Source organism: Bradyrhizobium guangdongense (assembly GCF_004114975.1).
Taxonomy (GTDB): domain Bacteria; phylum Pseudomonadota; class Alphaproteobacteria; order Rhizobiales; family Xanthobacteraceae; genus Bradyrhizobium; species Bradyrhizobium guangdongense.
This window is the reverse complement of sequence record NZ_CP030051.1, coordinates 1,236,318-1,258,215: the sequence shown is the minus strand read 5'-3', so window position 1 is coordinate 1,258,215 and position 21,898 is coordinate 1,236,318. Positions and strand designations below refer to the sequence as shown.

The 21,898-nt window shown below is 63.3% G+C and carries 21 protein-coding genes; 2 read left to right on the top strand and 19 right to left on the bottom strand.

All coding sequences use genetic code 11. From position 1 onward, the window contains the following. Window positions 1-2: 2 nt before the first annotated feature. The 10 genes from X265_RS06025 to X265_RS05980 form a co-directional block, all read right to left on the bottom strand. Window positions 3-1,991, bottom strand: coding sequence for a conjugal transfer protein TraG (locus X265_RS06025; RefSeq protein ID WP_006018725.1), 1,989 nt, complete (start codon window positions 1,989-1,991; stop codon window positions 3-5). A 36-nt stretch (window positions 1,992-2,027) separates the two neighbouring features. Continuing rightward, window positions 2,028-3,791: a relaxase/mobilization nuclease domain-containing protein gene (locus X265_RS06020; protein WP_006018724.1), complete on the bottom strand. Its 1,764-nt coding sequence runs from the start codon at window positions 3,789-3,791 to the stop codon at window positions 2,028-2,030. A gap of 385 nt (window positions 3,792-4,176) precedes the next feature. Then, complete coding sequence (locus tag X265_RS06015; protein WP_006018722.1) at window positions 4,177-5,007, bottom strand: lytic transglycosylase domain-containing protein; 831 nt, start codon at window positions 5,005-5,007, stop codon at window positions 4,177-4,179. A gap of 2 nt (window positions 5,008-5,009) precedes the next feature. After that, window positions 5,010-5,522: a S26 family signal peptidase gene (locus tag X265_RS06010; RefSeq protein WP_006018721.1), complete on the bottom strand. Its 513-nt coding sequence runs from the start codon at window positions 5,520-5,522 to the stop codon at window positions 5,010-5,012. Then, window positions 5,519-5,983, bottom strand: coding sequence for a DUF2840 domain-containing protein (locus X265_RS06005; protein ID WP_006018720.1), 465 nt, complete (start codon window positions 5,981-5,983; stop codon window positions 5,519-5,521). Before X265_RS06005 ends, X265_RS06010 begins: the two co-directional genes overlap by 4 nt. Before the next feature lie 289 nt (window positions 5,984-6,272). Continuing rightward, window positions 6,273-7,154, bottom strand: coding sequence for a replication initiator protein A (locus X265_RS06000; RefSeq protein WP_006018719.1), 882 nt, complete (start codon window positions 7,152-7,154; stop codon window positions 6,273-6,275). Between the two features lie 22 nt (window positions 7,155-7,176). Beyond that, on the bottom strand, window positions 7,177-7,458 hold the full coding sequence (locus X265_RS05995; RefSeq protein WP_006018718.1) for a helix-turn-helix transcriptional regulator: 282 nt from the start codon (window positions 7,456-7,458) through the stop codon (window positions 7,177-7,179). A gap of 134 nt (window positions 7,459-7,592) precedes the next feature. Beyond that, window positions 7,593-8,033 (bottom strand): DUF2285 domain-containing protein, encoded by a 441-nt coding sequence (locus tag X265_RS05990; protein ID WP_024337242.1) that lies wholly within the window; start codon window positions 8,031-8,033, stop codon window positions 7,593-7,595. Window positions 8,034-8,169: 136 nt separating this feature from the next. Then, the gene (locus tag X265_RS05985) at window positions 8,170-8,364 is read right to left on the bottom strand and encodes a transcriptional regulator domain-containing protein (protein ID WP_006018716.1); all 195 of its coding nucleotides are present in this window, start codon (window positions 8,362-8,364) and stop codon (window positions 8,170-8,172) included. A gap of 165 nt (window positions 8,365-8,529) precedes the next feature. Beyond that, entirely contained in the window at window positions 8,530-8,802 is a 273-nt protein-coding gene (locus tag X265_RS05980) for a hypothetical protein (RefSeq protein WP_006018715.1), read from the bottom strand. Window positions 8,803-8,948: 146 nt separating this feature from the next. Between X265_RS05980 and X265_RS05975 the strand changes: the two genes are divergently transcribed. After that, on the top strand, window positions 8,949-9,197 hold the full coding sequence (locus X265_RS05975) for a helix-turn-helix domain-containing protein (RefSeq protein WP_024337241.1): 249 nt from the start codon (window positions 8,949-8,951) through the stop codon (window positions 9,195-9,197). Window positions 9,198-9,298: 101 nt separating this feature from the next. Here X265_RS05975 and X265_RS05970 read toward each other — a convergent pair whose 3' ends face one another. The 8 genes from X265_RS05970 to X265_RS05930 form a co-directional block, all read right to left on the bottom strand. Next, a complete protein-coding gene (locus X265_RS05970) occupies window positions 9,299-9,619 on the bottom strand; it encodes a DUF736 domain-containing protein (RefSeq protein WP_006018714.1) in 321 nt (106 codons plus the stop codon). Between the two features lie 188 nt (window positions 9,620-9,807). After that, on the bottom strand, window positions 9,808-10,104 hold the full coding sequence (locus X265_RS05960) for a hypothetical protein (protein WP_080654815.1): 297 nt from the start codon (window positions 10,102-10,104) through the stop codon (window positions 9,808-9,810). Between the two features lie 92 nt (window positions 10,105-10,196). Further along, entirely contained in the window at window positions 10,197-10,646 is a 450-nt protein-coding gene (locus X265_RS05955; RefSeq protein ID WP_006018713.1) for a hypothetical protein, read from the bottom strand. Between the two features lie 140 nt (window positions 10,647-10,786). Continuing rightward, the gene (locus tag X265_RS05950; RefSeq protein ID WP_006018712.1) at window positions 10,787-11,710 is read right to left on the bottom strand and encodes a DUF2493 domain-containing protein; all 924 of its coding nucleotides are present in this window, start codon (window positions 11,708-11,710) and stop codon (window positions 10,787-10,789) included. Window positions 11,711-12,049: 339 nt separating this feature from the next. Beyond that, window positions 12,050-13,111, bottom strand: coding sequence for a DUF7146 domain-containing protein (locus X265_RS05945; protein WP_006018711.1), 1,062 nt, complete (start codon window positions 13,109-13,111; stop codon window positions 12,050-12,052). After that, complete coding sequence (locus X265_RS05940; RefSeq protein WP_006018710.1) at window positions 13,111-17,430, bottom strand: bifunctional class I SAM-dependent methyltransferase/DEAD/DEAH box helicase; 4,320 nt, start codon at window positions 17,428-17,430, stop codon at window positions 13,111-13,113. Before X265_RS05940 ends, X265_RS05945 begins: the two co-directional genes overlap by 1 nt. A gap of 186 nt (window positions 17,431-17,616) precedes the next feature. Beyond that, complete coding sequence (locus X265_RS05935; protein ID WP_006018709.1) at window positions 17,617-19,731, bottom strand: ParB/RepB/Spo0J family partition protein; 2,115 nt, start codon at window positions 19,729-19,731, stop codon at window positions 17,617-17,619. Between the two features lie 97 nt (window positions 19,732-19,828). Further along, window positions 19,829-20,791: an ArdC family protein gene (locus X265_RS05930; RefSeq protein ID WP_024337240.1), complete on the bottom strand. Its 963-nt coding sequence runs from the start codon at window positions 20,789-20,791 to the stop codon at window positions 19,829-19,831. A gap of 571 nt (window positions 20,792-21,362) precedes the next feature. Between X265_RS05930 and X265_RS05925 the strand changes: the two genes are divergently transcribed. Then, window positions 21,363-21,641, top strand: a complete 279-nt coding sequence (locus tag X265_RS05925; protein ID WP_006022624.1) for a hypothetical protein — start codon at window positions 21,363-21,365, stop codon at window positions 21,639-21,641. Between the two features lie 25 nt (window positions 21,642-21,666). On the opposite strand, the gene X265_RS05920 is transcribed toward X265_RS05925, so the two are convergent. Next, window positions 21,667-21,855, bottom strand: a complete 189-nt coding sequence (locus X265_RS05920; protein WP_006022625.1) for a DUF3606 domain-containing protein — start codon at window positions 21,853-21,855, stop codon at window positions 21,667-21,669. Between the last annotated feature and the right edge of the window lie 43 nt (window positions 21,856-21,898).

Genomic DNA, 21,898 nt, shown 5'->3' with positions numbered 1-21,898 from the left:
CCTCAGAGCTCCATACCGTCATTCGGGTCCATGGCGACCTGACGCGCAACGCCGCGCATCTGCTGGCGTATGAGCCGGGACTGGCGGACCCCATCCTCGTCATCGTCAAGAACGGCGGCAAATTCTTCTGCCGGCGTCGGTTCGGTCGTCTCCTTGGCGATCGCGACGTGATCGGGGAGTTCGGGCTCGCGACGGAGTCCGCTGTTCGCCGTGTCTTCCTCGACCTCCGCGGCTTTGTCAGTTGGACCCGCCGTCGGCTTCAATGGTCCTAGCGCTGACCAACCGTCCGTTCTCGATGATCGGCCGGCGCTCGCCGGATTTGGCGGCGGCAGAACCCGCTCGGTGAACCGCCTATCCTCGTAGTAGCGAACTTTCTTCGCCCGGATCGGCGGCGTACCCGCCACCATGACGATCTCGTCCATCGGTGGAAGCTGCATGACCTCGCCCGGGGTCAAGAGAGGTCTGGCCGTCTCCTGCCGCGAGACCATCAAGTGCCCCAACCACGGGTTCAATCTATGGCCGGCATAGTTTTTCATGGCCCGCATCTCGGTCGCGGTCCCGAGCGCGTCCGATACCCGCTTGGCGGTCCGCTCGTCGTTGGTCGCGAAGCTGACGCGGACGTGACAGTTGTCGAGGATGGCGTTGTTAGGCCCGTAGGCCTTCTCGATCTGGTTGAGCGACTGCGCGATCAAGAAGCTCTTGATGCCGTACCCCGCCATGAAGGCGAGCGCAGACTCGAAGAAATCCAGCCGCCCCAGCGCCGGGAACTCGTCGAGCATCATTAGCACTCGATGCCGACGGTCGCGGGCGTGTAGATCCTCGGTCAGGCGCCGGCCGATCTGGTTCAGCACCAGACGGATCAGCGGCTTGGTCCGAGAAATATCCGACGGCGGCACCACGAGGTAAAGCGTCGTCGGGCGACCATCTGCGATCAGATCGGCAATCCGCCAGTCGCAGCGACAGGTCACCTGGGCCACGACGGGATCGCGGTAGAGCCCGAGGAACGACATCGCGGTGGATAGGACGCCGGAGCGTTCGTTTTCGGATTTGTTGAGGAGTTCGCGCGCGGTCGAGGCGACGACGGGATGGGCGCCCTGCTCGCCAAGGTGCGGTGTAGTCATCATCGCCCTCAGCGTGGTCTCGATCGGCTGCTTCGGATCGGACAGGAAGGCGGCGACGCCGGCCAAGGTCTTGTCCGCCTCGGCATAGAGAACGTGGAGTATGGCGCCGACCAGGAGCGAATGACTGGTCTTCTCCCAGTGGTTCCGCTTGTCGAGGGAGCCTTCGGGGTCGACCAGGACGTCGGCCACGTTCTGGACGTCGCGAACCTCCCATTCCCCGCGCCGGACCTCGAGCAGCGGATTGTAGGCTGAGGACTTTGGGTTGGTGGGATCGAACAACAGGACGCGGCCGTGTCGCGAGCGGAAGCCCGCGGTCAGTTGCCAATTCTCGCCCTTGATGTCGTGAACGATGGCCGAGCCGGGCCAAGCCAGGAGCGAGGGGACGACAAGACCGACACCCTTGCCGGATCGGGTGGGTGCAAAACACAACACGTGCTCCGGCCCGTCGTGGCGAAGGTAGTCGCGGTCGAGCTTGCCGAGCACCACACCATCCGGACCGAGAAGTCCCGCCGCTCGAACCTCGTCCGCACCAGCCCAGCGCGCCGACCCATAGGTCGCGACATTCTTGGCTTCGCGCGCCCGCCAAACCGACATGCCGATCGCCACCGCGATCGAAACGAAGGTCCCCGACGCCGCAATGAAGGCTCCTTCGACAAAGACCCGTGGCGCATAGGCGTCGTAGACGAACCACCACCAGAAGAAGACGGGCGGGTAATAGACCTTGAAGCCCAACAGTTCGAACCAGGGCCGCCCAAGCTCCGGTTGCCAGGCGAGCCGCCAGGCCGTCCACTCGGTTGCTCCCCAGATGGCCAGCAAAACGATCAGGCCGACCACGATCACCTGCCCCCAAAGGATTTTGGTTCCGGACATCCCGAACGCCCTTCCGCAGCTGGATTGGTGCGATTGTTAGAGACCGAGGTCGCGCTTGCGACCAAAGCCCCATTCGATTCCACCGCCGTCCTTCACGACGCCGGTGACGTGTTGGCCGAGCCTCCTTTCGAGTTCGCGCGACCAGGGCACGAGTTGGAAGCCGAGCCCATTGTCGATCATGGCGAAGCGTCCCGAGGCGAGCGTCAGACGCTGGCGATATGTCCCCGCCACATGCTCCCCGGATTCGGACTTCACGTAAGGGAGGCTGGTGTCGGCCGAGACTTTTGCGGCCACCTGGTCCAGTTCAAGCTGGCGCAACGTGTTCAGGAGGTTGCGCTGCAAGATGATGCGTTGGCCCTGCCGCCGCGCTAGGCCCTCCCGGATCAGATGCTCGGTACGGGCTTCCATGGCTTGGCGCGTCTCTCGGCCGAATCCGCCCATGGCAAGCGGCATGGAGTCGCGTTCGACCAGCCTGTGGTCAAGCCAGGTCGCGCCTTTTGCGGTGACCTGCTCGGCAAGATCGAGATCGGAGCGGATGGCGAGCACCACGGTCGGCCGTGGATCGCCGGCTTGACCGAAGCGTCGGACTTCGACGATTCCCCCAACGGGCGGAGCATGTTCGAAGGCCTCGATACCTCGAAAGCGCACGTGGTGCGCGCGTCCGTCGGTCCCGTCGATCAGGGCGTAGGCCTCGCCAGTCAGTTCGTCATGCAATCCACGCTCGACCAGTCGTCCCATAAGCTGAGACGTCGGCTGTCCACCCTCGATGACGAAGTCGGCGACGCCGCGCGCTTCCCCGCGCTCGGTAAAGGCGCGGTGCATGGTCTTGATGATGTCGCCGCGCATGCCGAGGTCGCGCAAGCTGCGCTCGGCCTCGAGTCCGACCATCCACTCCCCTGGTGCGGCGGATGCGGCAAGGCCCATCTTCTCGAGGTGCTGAAGACGGCCAACCATCAGGCGGCGGATCTCAGGATCCGCGCTGCCGGGATTCTTGGGTCGAAGATCGATATACCCGGTCTCTTCCGCCGCCAGTCGGACCTCCCGGTCGAGCCGCGTCCATCGTTCCGCCGAGACTTCCCTCTCCAGCGAATTGCGGATCTCGTGCTCCGGTTTTGGACCCAGTTCGATCGCGACCAATTCCTCGGCGCGTGAACGCAGGCCCCGGCTGATGTAGTCGCGGGAGATCACGAGATCAGCGCCCTCTTCGTCGACCCCCCGAACGAGAAGATGGACGTGAGGATTGTCGGTATTCCAATGATCGACAGCCACCCAATCCAGTCGCGTGCCAAAGTCGGCTTCCATCTGCTTGGCGAGGTCGCGGGTGAAGGCCTTCAGGTCGGTCATATCGCCGGCGTCCTCCGGCGAGACAATGAACCTGAAATGGTGACGGTCGTCCTTGCAGCGTTCGGCAAACGCCGCGCTATCGGCGCCGTCGCCGCGGGCATCAAACATCTCGGCCCGCTCACCACTCCGGGTCACGCCATCGCGCTTCAGATACGAGAGATGGGCCGTCAGCGGCGCTGAGCGGAAGGCTCGTCCTTTGTGGCGAACCACGCGCGCCTTCACCACAACGCGCCGCGTCGGGCTGAACAATCTCGCCCGGCTAAAGGCGAGGCGCCCGCGGCCAAACGTCGAACGCCCATGGGCCGCGGAACGCCTGCCGGCCGGGGTCTGACCCGAGGTGTGTCCGGTTTTCTTCGCCGCGCGTAGCACCTGATTGATGAAGCTTTTCGGCTTCGGCGCGCGGGTACTGCGGATGCGCCCGGGCCGGATACGCAGATCGCTGTCGCCCGTGGTCATGACTGCGCCTCGAAGGACGCCAAAACGCGTAGAGTGCCGAAAATGTAGTTGATCTCATTCTTAAAAATCCAAGGCGCGGCACGCGCCCCGACCGACCGGCACGCCGGAACCCAAGCCATGTCAATGGCTTGCGGTTCGAGCGGCGAGCCCCTTTTATCTCGCCGTCCTGCCGTCGTGGTCTCCGGGTCGCCGGTTCCCGAAAGAGCCACCGCGACCTGGCCGCCAACTCGCGAAGCCCCCACTGCTTCCGAGCGCTTGCGATAGCGATCGTTACCCGAAGGGCCGAGACACCCGAAGGGTGGCTCGGTGAGGAGCGAAGCGACGAGTAGAGCGCGGGCCGAAGGCATCGCCCATACACCATCAGCTTGCGAACCCGCACACCTGGTCATCGCGATACTCCCGAATCCGATCGAGGGACGAACATGCCAATTGGCCGGGGGACCATGGGCGAAACATCGGGCGCCGAGAACGCGGTCGTGACACCGCTAGACGGCATGAGCGCCAACAACCGATCACGCGTCTTCATGAGATCGGATCGCGTGACGAATAGCGTCGCAGCTGCTGATGACTGTCCGCCGGACGTCCACCTCGGCGGCAGTTCGACGGCAAGCAGATTTGCAAGCTTTGCGACGTATGCTCGCGTCTCGTCTGGCAGAGAGCCGCCCGCAAGATGCTCTTCATAGCGAGATGGTCCCGCATTGTACGCCGCAAACACGCCAGGCGAGCCATACCGATCGAGCAGTTCGCGCAAGTACGCCGTACCGGCCAGAATGTTGTCGTGCGGGTCGTAGGGGTCGTTCCCGAGATTGTAGCGCACACGAAGTTCCGCCCAAGTCGCTGGCATGATTTGCATCAGGCCCATTGCGCCTTTTGGCGATCTGGCGTGCACGTCACCAGCACTCTCGATGCGTTGGACTGATCGGATCCAGTTCGGCGCAATCGCAAAGCGTTGTGCGGCTTCATTGATGAAGCCGGCAAATGAGTGAGCGGTCTGACTGATCGCCGGCTGGGCGGTTGATCCGCTCTGGGCCAAAGCAGCACCGTCGAACGCGGTCAGAAGAAGCATCACGGGCACGACTGCACAAACGCGCGTGCCCAACCGACCCAAGCACGCGGTCGGGCTCGCGCCAGCCTTGCAGACATCGATCGAGACGGAGGAATGATCCCGCAATCGATCGAACAAGGGCATGGCGAGGAGAACACGTCGAATACGCACGATCACCCCTCCCACGTCCACACCGGCATCGCACGGCCGATCACGCTGGATGCCGGAAGAAATCCAAAATACCGGCCATCAAGAGAGTCGTCCGACTGCCAGTTCATCAGAAACAGATCGCCGTCGCCGACGACGCGGCAGCCCTGCCATTTCGGCAGCGGCCGGCCGCGTCCGTCGCGGTCCTTCGCCTCGCCCACCGCGACCTCGTCGACCGAAATCGTGAGGCCGGTTCTGCAAACACTCTGCCCCGGAAGGGCGAGCACGCGCTTCAGCATGGGCACGCCAATGGGCAAATAGCCGTTCAAATCGAGGAAGGTCGCGAGCGGCTCCGGCGGCTGCACGGCGACCAATTCAGTAACTTGGAATTGGTCCGCCGGTCGGAGGCGGTAGAGACCGATCGGCACGCTCGCGGATGCGTTCCAGATGTATAGCGGAATCGGCTCCAGGACGATCGTCGCGATGAGCGCAGCAGCGACCCCAATCGTCACGGCCAGCATCGGTAGGCGGCCCGTCATCGCATCACCCTTTGGCGATGGAGCCAGGCCTGATGGCGCGCTTTCGTATACGGGCGCGGGTTTTCATTAACGGACAGACGGTTGTGAACGTGATGCCAATGGTCGGGAGCGACATCAGCCGGATCGACGCCGAGCGCCTCAACGGCATCGATCATCTGCAGCACGCGCTCGACCTTCGGCCAGCCGGACAGGCGCAGCAGAATCTCACCGCCGGGCGTCACATAAGGAACGGTCGAGCAGCGCTGTCCCAGTGCGACCGCGCGCAAGATGTCGATGCGCGAAATGATCGTGCCAAAGTCGTTGGAGGTCCACCGGACGAAGGCAAAGATGCTGCCTGGCGCGAATGACAGGACACGCCGATGGCGATCAAGCTTCCGTTCCCCGACAATGCGACCGAACCGAATGCGGTTTTCGATGCGCTTCTCGAGCCACAACACTTCCACTTCCGTGAGATCGCTCATGCGGCGGCTCCCGGACGCTGGGGCTGGCAGCCGTGAGCTTGGGGCTCGGTCGAGAGTGTGTATCGCCTGCAAAGGCAGGCTGGCCTGTCGGACTGCCGTTGCCGAGCGCCATCGACGCCGCTTTCGGCCTGCTCCGTTAGAAGAAATCCGAAGGATTTCCGGTTAGTAAAGTTAGAGCGGCTGGAAAGCGCGGAGAAACAAGCTCTTAAGCTCGATTCCGGTCCCCGATAGCACGAGGATCGGGTCCCCGATAGCACGAGGGTTGCGGTCCCCGATAGCACGAGCTGATTCACAGGTTGTCCTCCGAATTTGGAATGAGACCGCGCCGGCGCAAGCGGGCCGTTAAGGGATCAACAGGCGTGGGTGCAAAGTTCAGTCGCTCGGTGCCATCAGGGTCGCGCGTGAGCACGAGCTGATAACCGGGCAATGTCTGGCGCTGGACGATCTGGCGCACGTCGTAAGCAAAGTGCTTGAGGGGCGAGAGGATGCCGGACTTGGCATGGAGGTGCACCAGATCAAAACTCCAGCCGCCGTCCTGGCGTCCGCCGTGCTTGCGCACAAGACGATAAAGCCACCTCTCAAGTCCGCCCGTCAGCTCGAAATAGGCGCGATCAATCGTCAGCACGAGCGCGTCATCGATGACGCCAGCGTAGAACCAATCCGGCAGGATCAGCTCGATCCCAAATGGGCGGCCATTTGCATCGGCCGTCTCTTTCCACTCGTTGATCCAGGAGAAGCGATGCCGTCGCCGCTCTGCCGGCTGACGGATCGACGTCAGCACGGTCGTTGACTGAAGTCTGTCGAGACCCGCCTTCAGCCGATCATAGTCGCGTGCGCCGGTGCCGCGGCCGACGAACGTCAGAATTTCATACGGCGTTGCAGCCATCAGGCGCGACGTCTTCAGGCCGGCATCACGGGCTTCGACAATCTGGGACGCGGCCCAGATCAGAACGTCTGCATCCCAGATCGTCGCCATGCCGTGTTCCGGCACGGCTTCGACACGAATTGCGATCGCACCGGCACGGAAGTCGATCGGCACGATCCGCTTAGTCTTTGCGAGGGAGAAGAACGGATACGCCATCAGATCCTGCGCGTCGCGCGGCGCAAGATCGCCGGGCAACGCCCGAAAGAGCTCAAGCTGGTCGCGCTCCGAATGGTGTTTGCGCCGCATGGTCACTACTCTCACGCGGCAATCAGCGACGTTCCTGGCCCGCATACGGGCGCAGCGCGGGCTGCTTCTTGGCCGGCAGTACCGTCCCCTTCCCGGGATCGGACGTCGACGTCTTGGCGCCGCGGTCAGCCCACGCTTTCAGGTCATCGACGGCGTAGACAACACGTCCGCCGATCTTCCGATACGTCGGTCCAGTACCGTACGTGCGGTGCTTCTCGAGCGTGCGACCGGACAGGCCAAGATAGCGCGCGGCCTCAGGTGTACGCAGGAATCGCGGTGGTAGACCGGCCATCGGATCGGGCATTTGAGGACTCCAGGAGGACATCGCACTACGCCTGGCTAGGCCGGCGTGTGTGCGGTCATCATGGAGAAGCAAGATCTCGGAGGGGGATGCCGAATATGGAGGGGGCCGCTTTCGATACCCCCCAACCGGAAGGGCTATTCGTCCCTGCGCCCGGACCGCAGAAGTTTGCGGTAACCACCGCGCATCAACGCAAGGCCGCCTTGCACCAAGCGGATTGTTCGATTGCGCAGATCATGGGTCTTCCAGGCACGGTCGGGGATTCGCTTTTTGCCGAAGAGCGCTTCGGCGATAACGCGATAGCTTCCGCCGGCGCTGCGAGCATCAAGCGCACGGATCGCGGCGCTCAAGCGTTCGCGCCGCTGTTTAGATAGTTGGTGAAAGGCAGGACCTGGTGCGCGTCCATTCATCGCGCGCCACAGCCGGCGGGCTGCATACGCACGCGCGCCGAAATCGCCGTCAAATGGCAGTTCGGCTGCATATGACGCGCCAAGCACCGGTGGATCCTTGGACCAGACACGGTGATCCACTGCACCGATGCGCAGCACGGCGTGCCAGCCGTCGGCGGCGCGGCGCATCTGGCCTGCTGCAAGGTCAAGCAGCGGTTGAGGCGCTGAACTGCGATCGGCGGCCGAGGCAACCTTGACCGGAACGACCGCCGCTAGAACCTCAGGCGCCCAAAAGATCGTCTGCTCATCGAACGACCGCCGCGGGTCATGGGCGAAAGCAGAGGCCCCACCTCCTCCTGAATTCGTCAGTCACTTCGCCGTTCGGGCTGTTGGCAATCATCACCTCGTACTCACGCCGGTAACCGGCGTTGCGGCGGAGACATTCCCAGGCGATGTCGGTGATTTCGGCGTCTTGTAGGCTCTTGTAGGATTCCGGCGACCGCCAGTCGAATTCAGGCATTGCTTCCGCCCCATTGCACGCTGCTAACAACGATTGCGCCGCAATAGGTATGAACGAGGCGGTTGTAGGAAGCCCCTAGTTTGGCACCACGTGGTGCACCGGAATGACCACCGATCAGCAAAAGAAAATAGTTCTGCCTGCAAGTCGCCGGCCGGCGGTTTTCTTCTATTTTGAGCCGGTGCCGCGCAAGAGGCGTCCCTGCTCGGTCACCCATTTGGCGCGCGCGAGATGACTCTGATATGCGCTTCGCGCACGGTCCGGCTCCCGCACCGGATCGATATGCAGCACCACTCGAGCGACTTCCATCCAGTCAGCCCCTTGGCTTTCGGCCTGCAGAAGGCGCATGTAGGTCACGACATGCTGCTCATCGTAGGCAGTGAGAATTTGATCTGCAGGCGCAGCGTCGGCGACGCCTGGGTCGAGCGGCGGCTTCCTCATAAGACTCCACGCCTTAGTTTAGACAATTTCTAACACGCGGGCAGGAAGGAGCAGAAGCGCCAAAATTGTCGCGGAAGCCGTCCGGATCGCGTTTTGTCGAAAATACTCCGTGGTGAAATACTCTTCAAGGACATGCCCTCTCGCGTATGGATATACGCGAGATACTTGCAATCAATTTGCGGAAGCTCCGGCAGGCCCGTGGTTTGTCACAGGAGGAATTGGCTCATCGTGCTGAAATTGACCGCACTTATATCAGCGCACTCGAGCGAAGCGTTTATGCGGCGGGTATCGACGTTGTCGATCGGCTCGCTCGCAGCCTGGGTGTCGAGGCCGCCGACCTGCTCACTCGCCCGCCCACAAGCACCAAGAAAAGGACTCGGGGGCAGGCCGAGTGATTGAGCCGACCCGCTCGATCCGGCGGCCGGTTCGCGCTCACTGACGCCTGGAAGGATGGGAAGCCCCGCCCGGCAGACCGGACGGGGCTTGATGAAGTGGCCTACTCGCCGGTCTTGCGCGGCCGCGACCAGAGCAGGGTGTAGCCTTCACCGCCTTCGTCGTCGAACAGGTTCGCGTAGATCGGCGCGTTGAAGGAAGGATCGTCGAGCTTGAGCGAGAGGTAGTCGCGGCCTTCCTCGGAACGCTTCGACCAGGCTGCGCCGATCTCCGCCCGGCCCACATAGATGCGGTGGCTGGGGGCGTTGTCATTGGAGCGGTTGGTCTCGGCGACGATGCGGACGCCCTTGGCCTTCAGGCTCAGGGTGACGATCTCGCCCTGGAATTCGTTACCGACCTTCTTGAAAGAACCGATGTTAGCCATGTCACTTCTCCTGTTGTGTTTCGAGCCCGCGACCACCGCGGCCTCGATGGCGATCTAGGGCCGAGGACGATCGGCGACGCACCCGCTCGGGCCGGAGCGCAGCGGAGGACGTCGTTGTGGCGACTTTCTTGCCTCGCGAGGAATGGGCGAAGCCCAGGGGAAGAAAGTCGCATCAACGGCGTTGCGGCTCAGACGATCGAGGCGAAGCCGGTCTTCGGCCAGATCAAGCCATCAACGAGGCCACGTGCGTCCGCGTGCTGAACCACGATATCTGGAGAAGCGTGGCTATCTCGGTTTTGATGAACAAGAGGCGTGAACGATTCAGCGGGGAAAGAGAAACAATCTCCTGCAAAAGGCGGTATCGTCTCCCAAGAACGGATCGAGATAAGATCGTTCTGCCGCGGCTGCGTGGGCCAGACCGAATGTCGGCAGCTTGATCGATGAATTCCGAGCAGGACGAGATCTCCGCGCTCAAGTTCGATCATCCCGTTCACCGCGCCGATCTACGCGAAACGAAGCTATTCGACATGGCAGCGGTAAGCGATCGCCCCTGGGGCCATGCGGCCGTAAGAATTGGCTAGGACGGTTTCTCCACCACCACATCGGGCTCGAACGGGCGGGTCTTCGCCAAAACCACCAAGCGCGTCATCGCCGTGCCGCCAACGCAAACCGCGCCCAAGGAAGCGAAGACTTCACGCCAAGCCAGCGAGGGCACCCCGATATTGGACACGGCGAACACCACATGATAGCCGGCGACGGCGGCGGGAACAGCGAATGCTGTTGCGATCGCGATGCGCAAGGCCGAGGACCGAGTAACAGCAAAGGCGACCTGGCCGAGGACCAGCGTCAGCGCACCGCCGGCCGTCGCGATAAGCATGGCGCCAATGAGGCCGGCGTCGCTGTGAAACGTCATCATCCCGATAATGAGTGCGACAAAAAACGGCAGGGCATACACGGCAAGCGCAATGATCGCCCAGCAGAACAGACCGATGCCGAGTGTGTTGAGAACAAGCCCAATAGCGAGCATGGTGGTGGCTCCATGTGCATAGATCTACCAGTCGCGCCTTCCACCACCACCACGGCGCAACTCTGGATATGAGACTGAAACGAGGCGGAGTTGCGGCGGGAGCAATTTCGCCTCAAAGACTTCAGTTGAGCAGACGGCGCTCATGCGCCGCCGAACATCCAGACCGGGATGCCGAGCCGTTTCGCCTTGTCGGCGAGGTTGTCCTGGATGCCCGTGCCCGGGAAGTGCATGACGCCGATCGGCAGGAGTTCGAGCATGGCATCGTTGCGCTTGAACGGTGCTGCCTTGGCGTGCCTCGTCCAGTCGGGCTTGAAGGCGATCTGGGCCACTTTGCGGTTGCTCGCCCATTTCGAGGCGATCAGTTCGGCCCCCCTCGGGGAGCCGCCATGCAGCAGGACCATGTCGGGATGCTTGGCATGAACCTTGTCGAGACGATCCCAGATGAGGTGGTGGTCGTTGAAGTCGAGCCCTCCGGTGAGCGCGATCTTTGGCCCTGAGGGCAGCAGGATCTCGGTCTCGGCGCGGCGCTTGGCTGCGATGAAGTCGCGGGAGTCGATCATCGCCGCGGTCAGGGTGCGGTGGTTCACCAGCGATCCCGATCGGGGGCGCCATAATGTGCCGGTGTGAGTCTCGAAGCGTTCGATGGCTTGGTCACGGAAGAGCTCCAGGCAGTTGCGTCGCTCGATCAACGTGGTGCCTTCCGCCGTGATGCGTTCGAGTTCGACGGATCGAACTTCGGAACCGTCCTGCTCGCGCTGACTCTTCCGTTGCGCCTGTTCGTTGTCGTCGAGTTGGCGACCGATGCGGTCGACGGCTCGGTGGAACAGGTTGACGGTCGACCAGAGCAGATCGTCGAGGTCCGGCTCGAGCCGCGTGTCGCTCAACGTCGCGACCAGGGCATCGAAGATATCGACGACGGCACCGGTAATGATCCTGCCGTCGGGAAGCGGCCGTGGATCGGGCTGGTCGTCGAAGGGGCGGTAACCGAAGAGCTGCAATTCGGCAAGAACGTGTTCGGTCGGAGATGCGTCGTGCGGTGGTTCGATGTCATCGTGGTCGGTCATGGAGGCGATCCTTTGCCGGATCGGCCGCGACCATCGCGGCCTTCGTGGCGATCACTCAGACGGCAGGCGGAACGGGCCAGAACCCGGAGCAGAGCGGAGGGCCGAAGCGCAGCGGAGGATGGCGGAGGCCGGGCTATTTTGCTTCGCGATGCAAAGCGCGCTCGCCAGATGGCTAATGTGTCTTCTCGTCGCCGGCGCGCGGCGGAAAATAGCCGGACGCAGCCATTGCCGGTCCGAGCCGCTTGCCGTCCGATCGCCCTCTAGAAGGCCGTGGTCGCGTGCTCTCCCGGCAGTGGCCGCACCGCGACCGACCTGTCGATGCCCATCGAATTGCCGGGGCTATTCCGCGGTTGCCAACGACGAATGCAGCAAACGGACGACGTCCTCTGGTACGAGCTGAAGCCGCAACGATGCGCGGAGGGCTTCGAGGCCAAAGATGTGCAGATCTTCGTTGAAATCGCCCACCCGAGGCGACAGCGGAATCGCTTCAACGCCGGCCTCTACCGCGCGCTGCGTGAGAATCGCCTGTACGGTATCTCCGGCAGCATCGTCATCGCGGGCGATATAGAGCCGACGCAGGCCAGATGGCAGCATCATCGCTGCGAGATGATTAGCCGAAAGCGCGGCCGCCATGGGCAGGGCCGGCAGTGCGTAACGCAGTGACAGCATGGTCTCGATTCCCTCGCCGGCAGCGAGCACATCATCGACCACGCCGAAGCGAACGGCGTTGCCGAGCAGGTCACCCATGGCGCGTCGTGGTGTGTCGATCGGAGCCTTGCCGAGCCGCACGCGATCAAAACCGTGTGGATCTAGCCAGGTGCGGTGCACGCCGGTGATCCGTCCATCGAGGTCGGTGACACAGGCTATCATCGCCGGCCAGGTTTCGGTCGACGAATGCTCATCCGGTCGATAGTAGCAACGAGGATGGAAGCGCAAGCTGCCACCATGGTTGATGCAACTAATTCCGCGACGCTGCAAGTACGCCTCGGCTAATGTCCCTTCAATCGGGTTGGATATCGCAAAGAGCCGACGAGCGGCTTCCTGCGATCCGGCCGGCGCGACTGGACGAACGGGCCTCGGGAGTGATTGCTCCTCGGAACGAGGCAGCTTCAGAAAGCGCCTCGCCTCCTCGGCGACCTCGCGAAAGTCTCGCAAGGCCAGACTTTCGCGGATGATGTCGAGGAGATCACCATGTTCTCCGGTCGCGGCGTCGGTCCATTTCCCAGCGGGTCCCTTCGGTGATTCGTGCAGCCGCACGAACAACGAGCGGCCCGGCGTATTGTAGACGTCGCCGACCAGCCAGTACCGCCCCGCCCGCCTGCCATTAGAGAGATAGTGTCGGCACACCGCCTCAGCCTCGCACGAGAGGCGGCGTGCCAGTTCGGAAGCATCGCCGGCCATCACGCGGCCTCCCGCTCACTGACGCCCGTAACCGGATAGGTGTCGAGCACCCTGGACAGGACCTCGATGCCGCTCGCGTCCGTGGGTACGAACATGCGCAGCTTCCAGGAGATGATCTCCCCAAAGAGGCCGTAAGCACGGAGGCGATCGCGTATCGTGTCGTTGAATCCGGACAGCTCGATGCGATAGGCGCCCATCACCCGGACGCGGCGAAGTTGGAGTTCCTCCGCGAGGTCGAGGACGGTGCGTCCCTCCATCAGCGCGGCAAAGGCAGCGTCCGGCGTCAGCGCGGGCGCGTCCCTCGAAAGGACGTTTGCGACCCATGTGGCCGAAAACTTGCGTCCGATGATGCGTTCGCCCGCATCGGTCTGGAGCCGATAGACGCGGGTTGATTCGTTCGGCAGCCGCTTCCAGATAGGGAGCAGCAAGCCCGCCACAACGTGGATCGTGCTTTCCGTGAACTGGGGCACCTCGGCAAGCTCCGCCACCCAGGCCGCAGCGAAGCGCCCACGGTCCGCTTCGATCCAGTGGCTCTCCGCCATCATGCTCAAGGGGACCGTGTGCTGATCCATCGGCCGGATCAGACGGACGCGCCGCTCGATCTCGCCGTCATCGAGCATGACGCTCGCCGCGGGGACCTGCACGGCGGCTCGTCCCGAGCGCTCATTGACCAGCAGGACGGCCTGACGATCGGAAAGACGAGCAAGAGCGTCATCCAGACTCACCGGATGATTGCGCTGGCGCTGTGTGACAGTGAGCAGCCGGGTCTCGGCGCCGGTCCCCCGCTGGTCATAGATCGTCCGCCGGTCGGTGACGACAAGGCTCTCGGCACGGAGTGTTTCCAACCCGACGTCGTAGGTGCCGGATGCAACCGCGCCTTCGATCCGAGCGGTCAAGAGCTGCTCGAAGGCGGTGAACAGCACATTCTGGAGGTCGATGGTGAGCGCCAATAACCTGTTCAGAAAGGTCGTGATCGGCGGCAGGTCATTCCTGAGCCCATTGGCATCCATGAGCTTCAGACCGGTTGCATCCTCGAACCTCCCAAGCGAGCAACCGTCGACCTTGCCTCGCGCGAGCAGCGTGTAGAGCTGACGCAACGCATCACGTCCATACTGGCTTTCGAGATTGTCCTCGGGCCGGAACAGGCCCTGTCCTCCGGTCTGACGTTGGCCGCGCGTAATGGCTCCCAACGTATCGAGCCGGCGGGCAATGGTGCTGAGAAAGCGCTTCTCGGCCTTCACGTCTGTCGCAATCGGACGAAACAGCGGCGGCTGCGCCTGGTTGGTCCGGTTGGTGCGGCCAAGGCCTTGGATCGCGGCGTCGGCCTTCCAGCCGGGCTCGAGCAGGTAATGGACGCGCAACCGGCGATTCCGCGCCGACAGTTCGGCATGGTAACTCCGCCCCGTGCCGCCGGCGTCGGAGAACACGAGGATGCGCTTGACGTCATCCATGAAGGCCGAGGTCTCGGCGAGATTGGCCGAGCCTGCGCGGTTTTCGACCACCAGCCGGTCGCCCTTGCGGATGACGCGGCGCGAGCGGCCCGTCACCTCGGCGACCAGTTCGGTGCCGAAGCGCTGGATGACCTGATCCAGTGCCCCAGGTACCGGCGGCAGCGAGGCAAGCTTCTCGATGAGGCGGTCACGGCGTGCGACGGCTTCCCGGCTCTCGACCGGCTGGCCGTCGCGATAGACAGGCCGGGAGCAGAGGTTACCTTCCGAGTCGGTGAAGGGTTCGTAGAGCTGGACCGGGAAGGAGTGGGCGAGGTAGTCGAGGACATACTCGCGCGGGGTGATGTCGACCTGGACGTCGCCCCATTCTTCAGTTGGAATCTCCGCGAGCCGGCGCTCCATCAGCGCTTCGCCCGTCGACACGATCTGGATGACCGCGGCGTGCCCAGCCTCAAGATCGTTCTCGATCGCACGGATCAGTGACGGGGTCTTCATCGAGGTCAGGAGGTGACCGAAGAAGCGCTGCTTCGCGCTTTCGAAGGCGGAGCGTGCCGCAGATTTGGCCTGCCCGTTCAGCGTTCCCGTTGCGCCGGTGATGTTGGCGGCCCGCATCGCCGCGTCCAGGTTATTATGGATGACGCTGAACGCACCGGCATAGGCGTCGTAAATGCGGACCTGCTCCGGCGTCAGTTGGTGCTCAACAAGCTCGTACTCGACGCCCTCGTAAGAGAGCGAGCGGGCTGCGTAGAGGCCGAGCGCCTTGAGGTCGCGCGCCAGCACCTCCATGGCCGCGACCCCACCCTCCTCGATCGCTTCGACGAACTCGGCACGGGTGGCGAACGGAAAGTCGGCGCCGCCCCAAAGGCCGAGGCGTTGGGCATAAGCGAGATTGTGGACCGTGGTTGCGCCCGTCGCCGACACATAGACCACGCGGGCATTCGGCAGCGCGTGCTGGAGCCTCAAGCCCGCGCGCCCCTGCTGAGAGGCCGCTTGGTCACCACGCTCGCCCTTGCCCCCGATCGCATTCTGCATGGCGTGGCTCTCGTCGAAGACGATCACTCCGTCGAAGTCCGAGCCCAACCATTCGACGATCTGCCTGACGCGCGAAAGCTTCTCGCCACGCTCGTCGGTCCGTAGCGTGGCGTAGGTGGTAAATAGGACGCCTTCCGCAAGCCGGATCCGGGTGCCCTGGCGAAACCGGGACAAGGGCGTAACGAGCAGGCGCTCCATCCCGAGCGCGGACCAATCGCGCTGCGCGTCCTCGATCAGCTTGTCGGATTTGCTGACCCAGACGGCACGTCGGCGGCCCTTGAGCCAGTTGTCGAGCAGAATCCCGGCGACCTGCCGGCCCTTGCCCGCGCCGGTGCCATCGCCCAAGAACCAGCCGCGGCGAAAGCGGACGGCATTCTCTGCGTCATCGCGCGCGGCGGCGATAACATCAAAGGTCGCATCGACCGTCCAGGAGCCCACGAGAAACTCAGAATGCGCCTCGCCGGCATAGATGACGCTCTCAAGTTGGGCGTCCGACAGAACTCCATCTGCCACCAGACTCGAAGGCAGGTGCGGACGATAGGATGGTTTCGGTGACGCAACGGACGCCATCGCCGCGGACTGCACGAGCTTGGTCGGGTGTGCGCACGATCCGGGAATACGGATCGATTGCAATCCGTATTCCTCGTAAAGGGCATCGGTGAGCCGGGTGCCTTCCGGCGGCGACCATTCGACCGTTTCGTATGTAAGTTCGACGCCTTCTGGCGCGGCGTCTCTCGAAGAAGACGATGAGCGTGGTGCAACGGCGCCCAGCGATCGCGACATAGCCGGCCGCTCGATAGCGACGATCTCCGGTGATATGGCGACGGGCAGCCTTGGAGGCACATGCTGGTTCACCCAGTCGAGCAAGGTAGCGACGTCGGCCGCCATGCCTGGCGAAGCCGGAAAAGCCGTCGGATCGGCAGCGGGCAGCTTGTCGATCACAAGCAGCCGTGTGTCGATTTGTGTTCCGTGCTTCGCGTAGATGGCGCCGTCGATCGCCGCAGAAAACGCTACCTGCCCGCGTTCCTGGAGCCGCACAAAGGCTTCTCGCCATGCCGGGTTATCCGGTGCGAAGCTGGCGCCAGTGATGGCGACAAGGCGTCCACCGTCGCCAAGACGCGCGAGCGCTGAAGCGATGTGACGGAGAGCCGCATCCGTCATCCGTCGGTCTACGTTCGTCAATGCCGAGAACGGCGGGTTCATCAGAACGACGCTCGGCACGACACTCGCGTCGAGGTGGTCGTCGATCTGTGCAGCATCGAACCGCGAGACCTTAACGCCTGCGAAGAGATGATCGAGCAGCGCCGCGCGGGCCTCGGCCAACTCGTTCAAGACCAGAACGCCGCCGGCGAGCTCGGCAAAGACGGCGAGCAAACCGGTCCCAGCAGAAGGCTCAAGAACGCGATCGGCCGGCGTAATGCCAGCCGCGGCGCATGCGGCCAGCCCAAGCGGGATCGGCGTCGAGAATTGCTGAAGCGCCTGGCTGTCCTCGGAACGCCGCGTGTGGGTCGGCAGACAGCTAGCGATCTTCGTGAGCATCGGCAGCATTGCTGCCGTCGACCCAGCCTTGGCACGCATCGCGGGGCCGAACTTGCGAAGGAACAGAACGGCTGCCGCCTCGCAGACGTCATAGGCGGTCTTCCAATTCCAAACGCCGGCCGTGTCCGAGGCGCCAAAGGCAGACTCCATGGCGCTACGCAGAACAGCGGCATCGATGCGACGGCCGCGTTCGAGCTCGGTCAGGACCTGTCGCGCGGCCCTGACAGCGGCAGAGGTGAGATTTGCAGCGGCACGCATGGAGAGCGGCGTGGCGATGCCGCCGGCAAGAGATTCGGTCATGGCAGGAATTCTTTCGGAGAGCAGGAATGGGTCGAACCATCAGGCGCTCTCCTTTGCCCCCGACGGCTCAAACCCTTCCCGGCCCGACTCTCACTCTCCGCCGTTCCCAATAAGAATGGGGACCAGCGCTACACACCGGTCCCCAAGCAACCGCGGGACGGCCAAAGCCGCCCCGCTCTGTGATGATCACTCAGCCGCGTCGAGATGTTGCGGATCTTCGTCGGCGGCGGTCTCCTGATCCTCCTCGTCGGCGAGGAATTCGGGCAGCCGGCCCGCCTCGCTCTCCTGCTCTGACGCCGCATCGGGATCGAGGAGACGCAACGGCTCCGGCAACCAACCCGAGCCATCCAGAAGTCGTTCAGCCTCCTTGGCCATGTCGGCCTTCTTCAGATGGTCGATCAGTTGCGCCGACGACTCGCCCTTGGCCTGCCGCACGGCATCCAGAATACGCGGCTTGGTAACCCGGCCGAGATAGTTGTCGACGGTCGGTCGCCAGCCGGCCTGCACCATGTCGAGCCCGACCGCGCGCGCCAGCACATCGGCCTGGTCGAGACGCGTGCGAACGCCATGGGCGGAGACGCGACCCTGATTGTAGCGATTGGCTGGCTCATGGACGGCGTTGACCGCAAACGACGCACAGTGGGCGAACAGCGACGCCTGTGCACCACCATCGAGAGCCGTCAGCGCATCCCAGAGATCGTTCTCGCTCTTTGGCAACCGTGCCTTCCAGACCTCATGTCGCGCCTCGACTGCTTTGGCCGAGACGCTTTCCCTCAGCCCCGGAGCTTGGGCGGGAAAGTTCGGCGTGCGAAGGCTGATCTCAAGACAGCTCCCGGACGATGCGAACCGGTAAAAGGCCGTCAGCACGAAGTTATGCAGAACTGCCTGGAACGCGACCGCTGGATTTCCCGCCAACGCATCACGCAATGTCAGTGTACGATGCGCCGTCAACTCGATGATGAGACGATCCGGCAAAGGTTTGGTCGCGTCCTCATCATCCTCCTCGGCATCAGCAGCGCCGCCTGCGACCGCGATGACCGTGCGCTGGACGGAAGGGCCCACTTCAAGACCTTCGGTCGACGACGCATCGGCGCCCTGCCCGACATCAGGATCAGTTGCCGGCACCTCGTCCTCCGGCCGGACGTAACCCCGGTCCACGGCGAGGCGTCCTTCGGAGTCGATGCTGATGAAGACACCAGCTCGGGCGATCTCCGCCGGTTCGTAAAGCATCGGCCGGTCTTCGAATGCAGCCAGGGCCGACTCGATTTCGCCGAGACGCTGATCGACCTCGTCGGGCAACTCGTCGGCATCCCGGTAGTCGACTTCCAGCTTGGCTTGCTCGGCGTTCAGCGCATCGATGGTGGCCTGCTCCTCAGGCGAGAGATCGACGGGCTTGCCTTCGATTTGTCGTAGGCCTTGAGTGTGACCGTAGGGGAAATCTACGGCGACCGAGATCCACTTCCAGCCTTCGGCAGCAATCGTCTCAGCTTCGGCCTTGAGCTTCTCGGTTACGAGGCGGTCGAGCAAGACGACGTCCTGAAGCCAGCCGCCGTCGTCGTGCTCGAACAGATCCCGCAGAACGCCGCCACCCGCGCTCTGATAGGCATCGAGGCCCACAAATTGGGCCCGGGGATCGGAACCGCGCACGGTGTTCTCCGTGAGCAGCCGGCGGATCTGGTATGGCTCGTCATAACCGGAGCGGCTGACATTCTCCCAGACTTGCTCCTGGCGGGCGTGATCGGCCGTGACCGAGAACGCCATGAGCTGCTCGAGGGTCATGCCGTCTTCGGCATAGACCTCATGCAGCTTTGGCGAGACCGACGCCAGGCGCAGGCGCTGCTTGACGATTGCAGGGTTCACGAAATGACGCGCGGCAATGTCTTCCTCGCTCATGCCGAGATCGCGGAGTGTCTGGAAGGCCCTAAACTGATCAAGCGGATGCAGGCCGACCCGCTCATCGTTCTCCGCCACCGAATCGTCCTCGGCGATGCCCCCTTCACGCACAACGCACGGCACCGCCTGCGTCTTTGACATCCGCTTCTGTTTTACCAGGAGCTCGAGAGCGCGATAGCGCCTGCCGCCCGCTGGCACCTCGAACATGCCGGTCTCGTTGCCATCTGCATCGACGACGGCCCGGACACTCAGACCTTGCAGAAGCGTACGCTGCGCGATGCTCTCGGCTAGCTGCTCGATCGAGACACCGGCCTTGACGCGGCGAACGTTCGACTGGCCGAGCACGAGCTTGTTGAAGGGAATGTCCCGAGAAGGGGACAGCGTGATCTTTTGTACGGCTTTCGTCATTTTGGCTCTCCACGACGGGTGGCCGTGAGACTCTCTCTCGGCTTCCAACCCGTCGCGAACAGCCTCCCCTCCTCTCACTCTCGCGCGAGGCCAGGCATCACGCCGTCTCGTGATCGGCGACAGCCGAATCCAGCGATGCGGGCTCAATGGACCCGGGAACGAAACCGAGCAAATAGTCCGCGGCCTTGCTCGCCTGCGAGGCGGCCCGCACGATGGCGCGATTGTCTTCACGCAGGACTTCGAGCCAGGAGCCGATATAGTCGGCATGGCGCACGGTGGGGACGATCCCTAGCGACGCGCAGCTGAACGCGGAACTCAATTCGGCGACCAGCTCTTCGAAGGCATATTTCTTGGTACCGTAGGATCCGCTCTGGTCGCGATTGAGACGCGACGGGTGCCCAGTCGCATGACCGAGTTCATGCAAGGCCGTACGGTGCCAGTTGATGGGTTCGAAATAGGCCTGCGGCGGCGGGACCTGAACATAGTCTTCGGCTGTTGCATAGAATGCGCGATCTCCACCGATCCGAAATGGAATTCCGCTGGCCGTGATCAGGGCATCGACCGTCGGTTCGATGAGGCCGGCCGGCGGCGGCGGCGCAGCGGTGGCAATGTCGTCGGGCAGTTGCTCGCACTGATCGGTGTTGAAAACGGTAAATCGCTTGAGGAACGGGATCGCCTGCGCGTCTTCGCCGGTCTCGGCGGCGCGGCGCTTTTCATCATTCGGCACGAAACGATCCGCGTAGACGACGGTAGTCCCGCGCTCTCCCTTGCGAACGTGGCCGCCAAGAGAGAGTGCCTGGCGGAAAGTGAGCCAACTTTGACCGGTAAATCCGCGTTCGATCACGACTCCCCAGAGGATGAGGATGTTCACACCACTGTATTGCCGGTTGGTCGACGCATTTTTCGGCATGGCCAGCGGCGCTTTCGCCGCGGCAGTACCCCAGGGCTGAACCCAGGGGACGCGTCCGGCCTCAAGCTCGGCGATGATCTTGTCGGTGATTTCGTTGTAGAGGTTCGCCCGGTCCTGGCCGGCGCGCGCGCAAGCATTAGGGTTTGACATCGCGGGTCTCCGCGACGGGCACCGCGAGCCTCTCTCGCAGATTGTAACCCGTCACGGAAAACCAGCCTGCACTCTTACTCTCAGCTTCTTGCCTTAGGCCGCAGGCCTGATCCGGCGTGCGCCAGGGGCGCATCGCCCCAAGAGAAATGGCACCCGCAGGAGCGTGAGCATAGCGACGCCGAAGGCGGCACGCGGGACCGAGTGCAGCGACGAGACCGGTTAAAAGGGCACCCGGGAACGGGGCAGTGATAACGATCGCCGCAGGCGAGCCCCTTTTCCGAGTGCCCCCGGCGAGGAGCACCAAAGCTCTGGCGCGAGGGATCGAAGCCGCAGGCCGAGACGCGGCGCGGCTCGGTTCACGAGAGCCCGGTGCGGCCCTGGCCGCACGCGCACAACCACTAAAAGACTTGAGCGAAAGTGATGCTGGCAATCCTGCGAGAACAGCCTGGCAATTTCACAGTGGTCTCAGAACGGGCGAAAACCTTGTCCTCTGCTGACTGAGAATCCCAGCCTTGTGTTAGCAGCCGGAACAAACGGCGGACCACTAGATTCGTGTATTCGGAGTTATTCAATGCTGATGACCAGTGAGCGAAGGCCGGCGATACGGACACTGCAGGGTTGGGCGATCCACGTGCTCCAGGAAGCGGGCGCCATCCGCGAATGCGAAGAGCATGGTTGGATGCAGGACCGCGCCGATCCGCATGCACGAGAGCGAGCCTTCGATATTGCCCGTCGAGACCCGCCAGCAGACGTCTCCCGTCAAGCCGCGGAGGCCGCGCTTCACGACGTGCTCGACTCGATTGGCGATACCTGCCCAGAATGCCCCCCTGACGAGGAGGACCCGCGCTAAGCACCGACGCCGACCCGTCTGCTACTCAGCGGCCTAGCCGTTTCTCCACCCGCTTGCGCGCGTTGCCGACCTTTTTGACGGCCTTTTTCACCGCCGGCGCCGACTTTCCGGTCTTCTTCGCCTCGTACTGCACTTCGTAGTCCTGCCCGCCTGCCACCCGCGCCCGGTCCTGCTTTCGTCCGCGCGCCGTTTTGCTCTTCTTCGCTGCCGCCATCGGTGCCTCCTGTTGGGACATCGAAGCAACGCGACAGGGATTC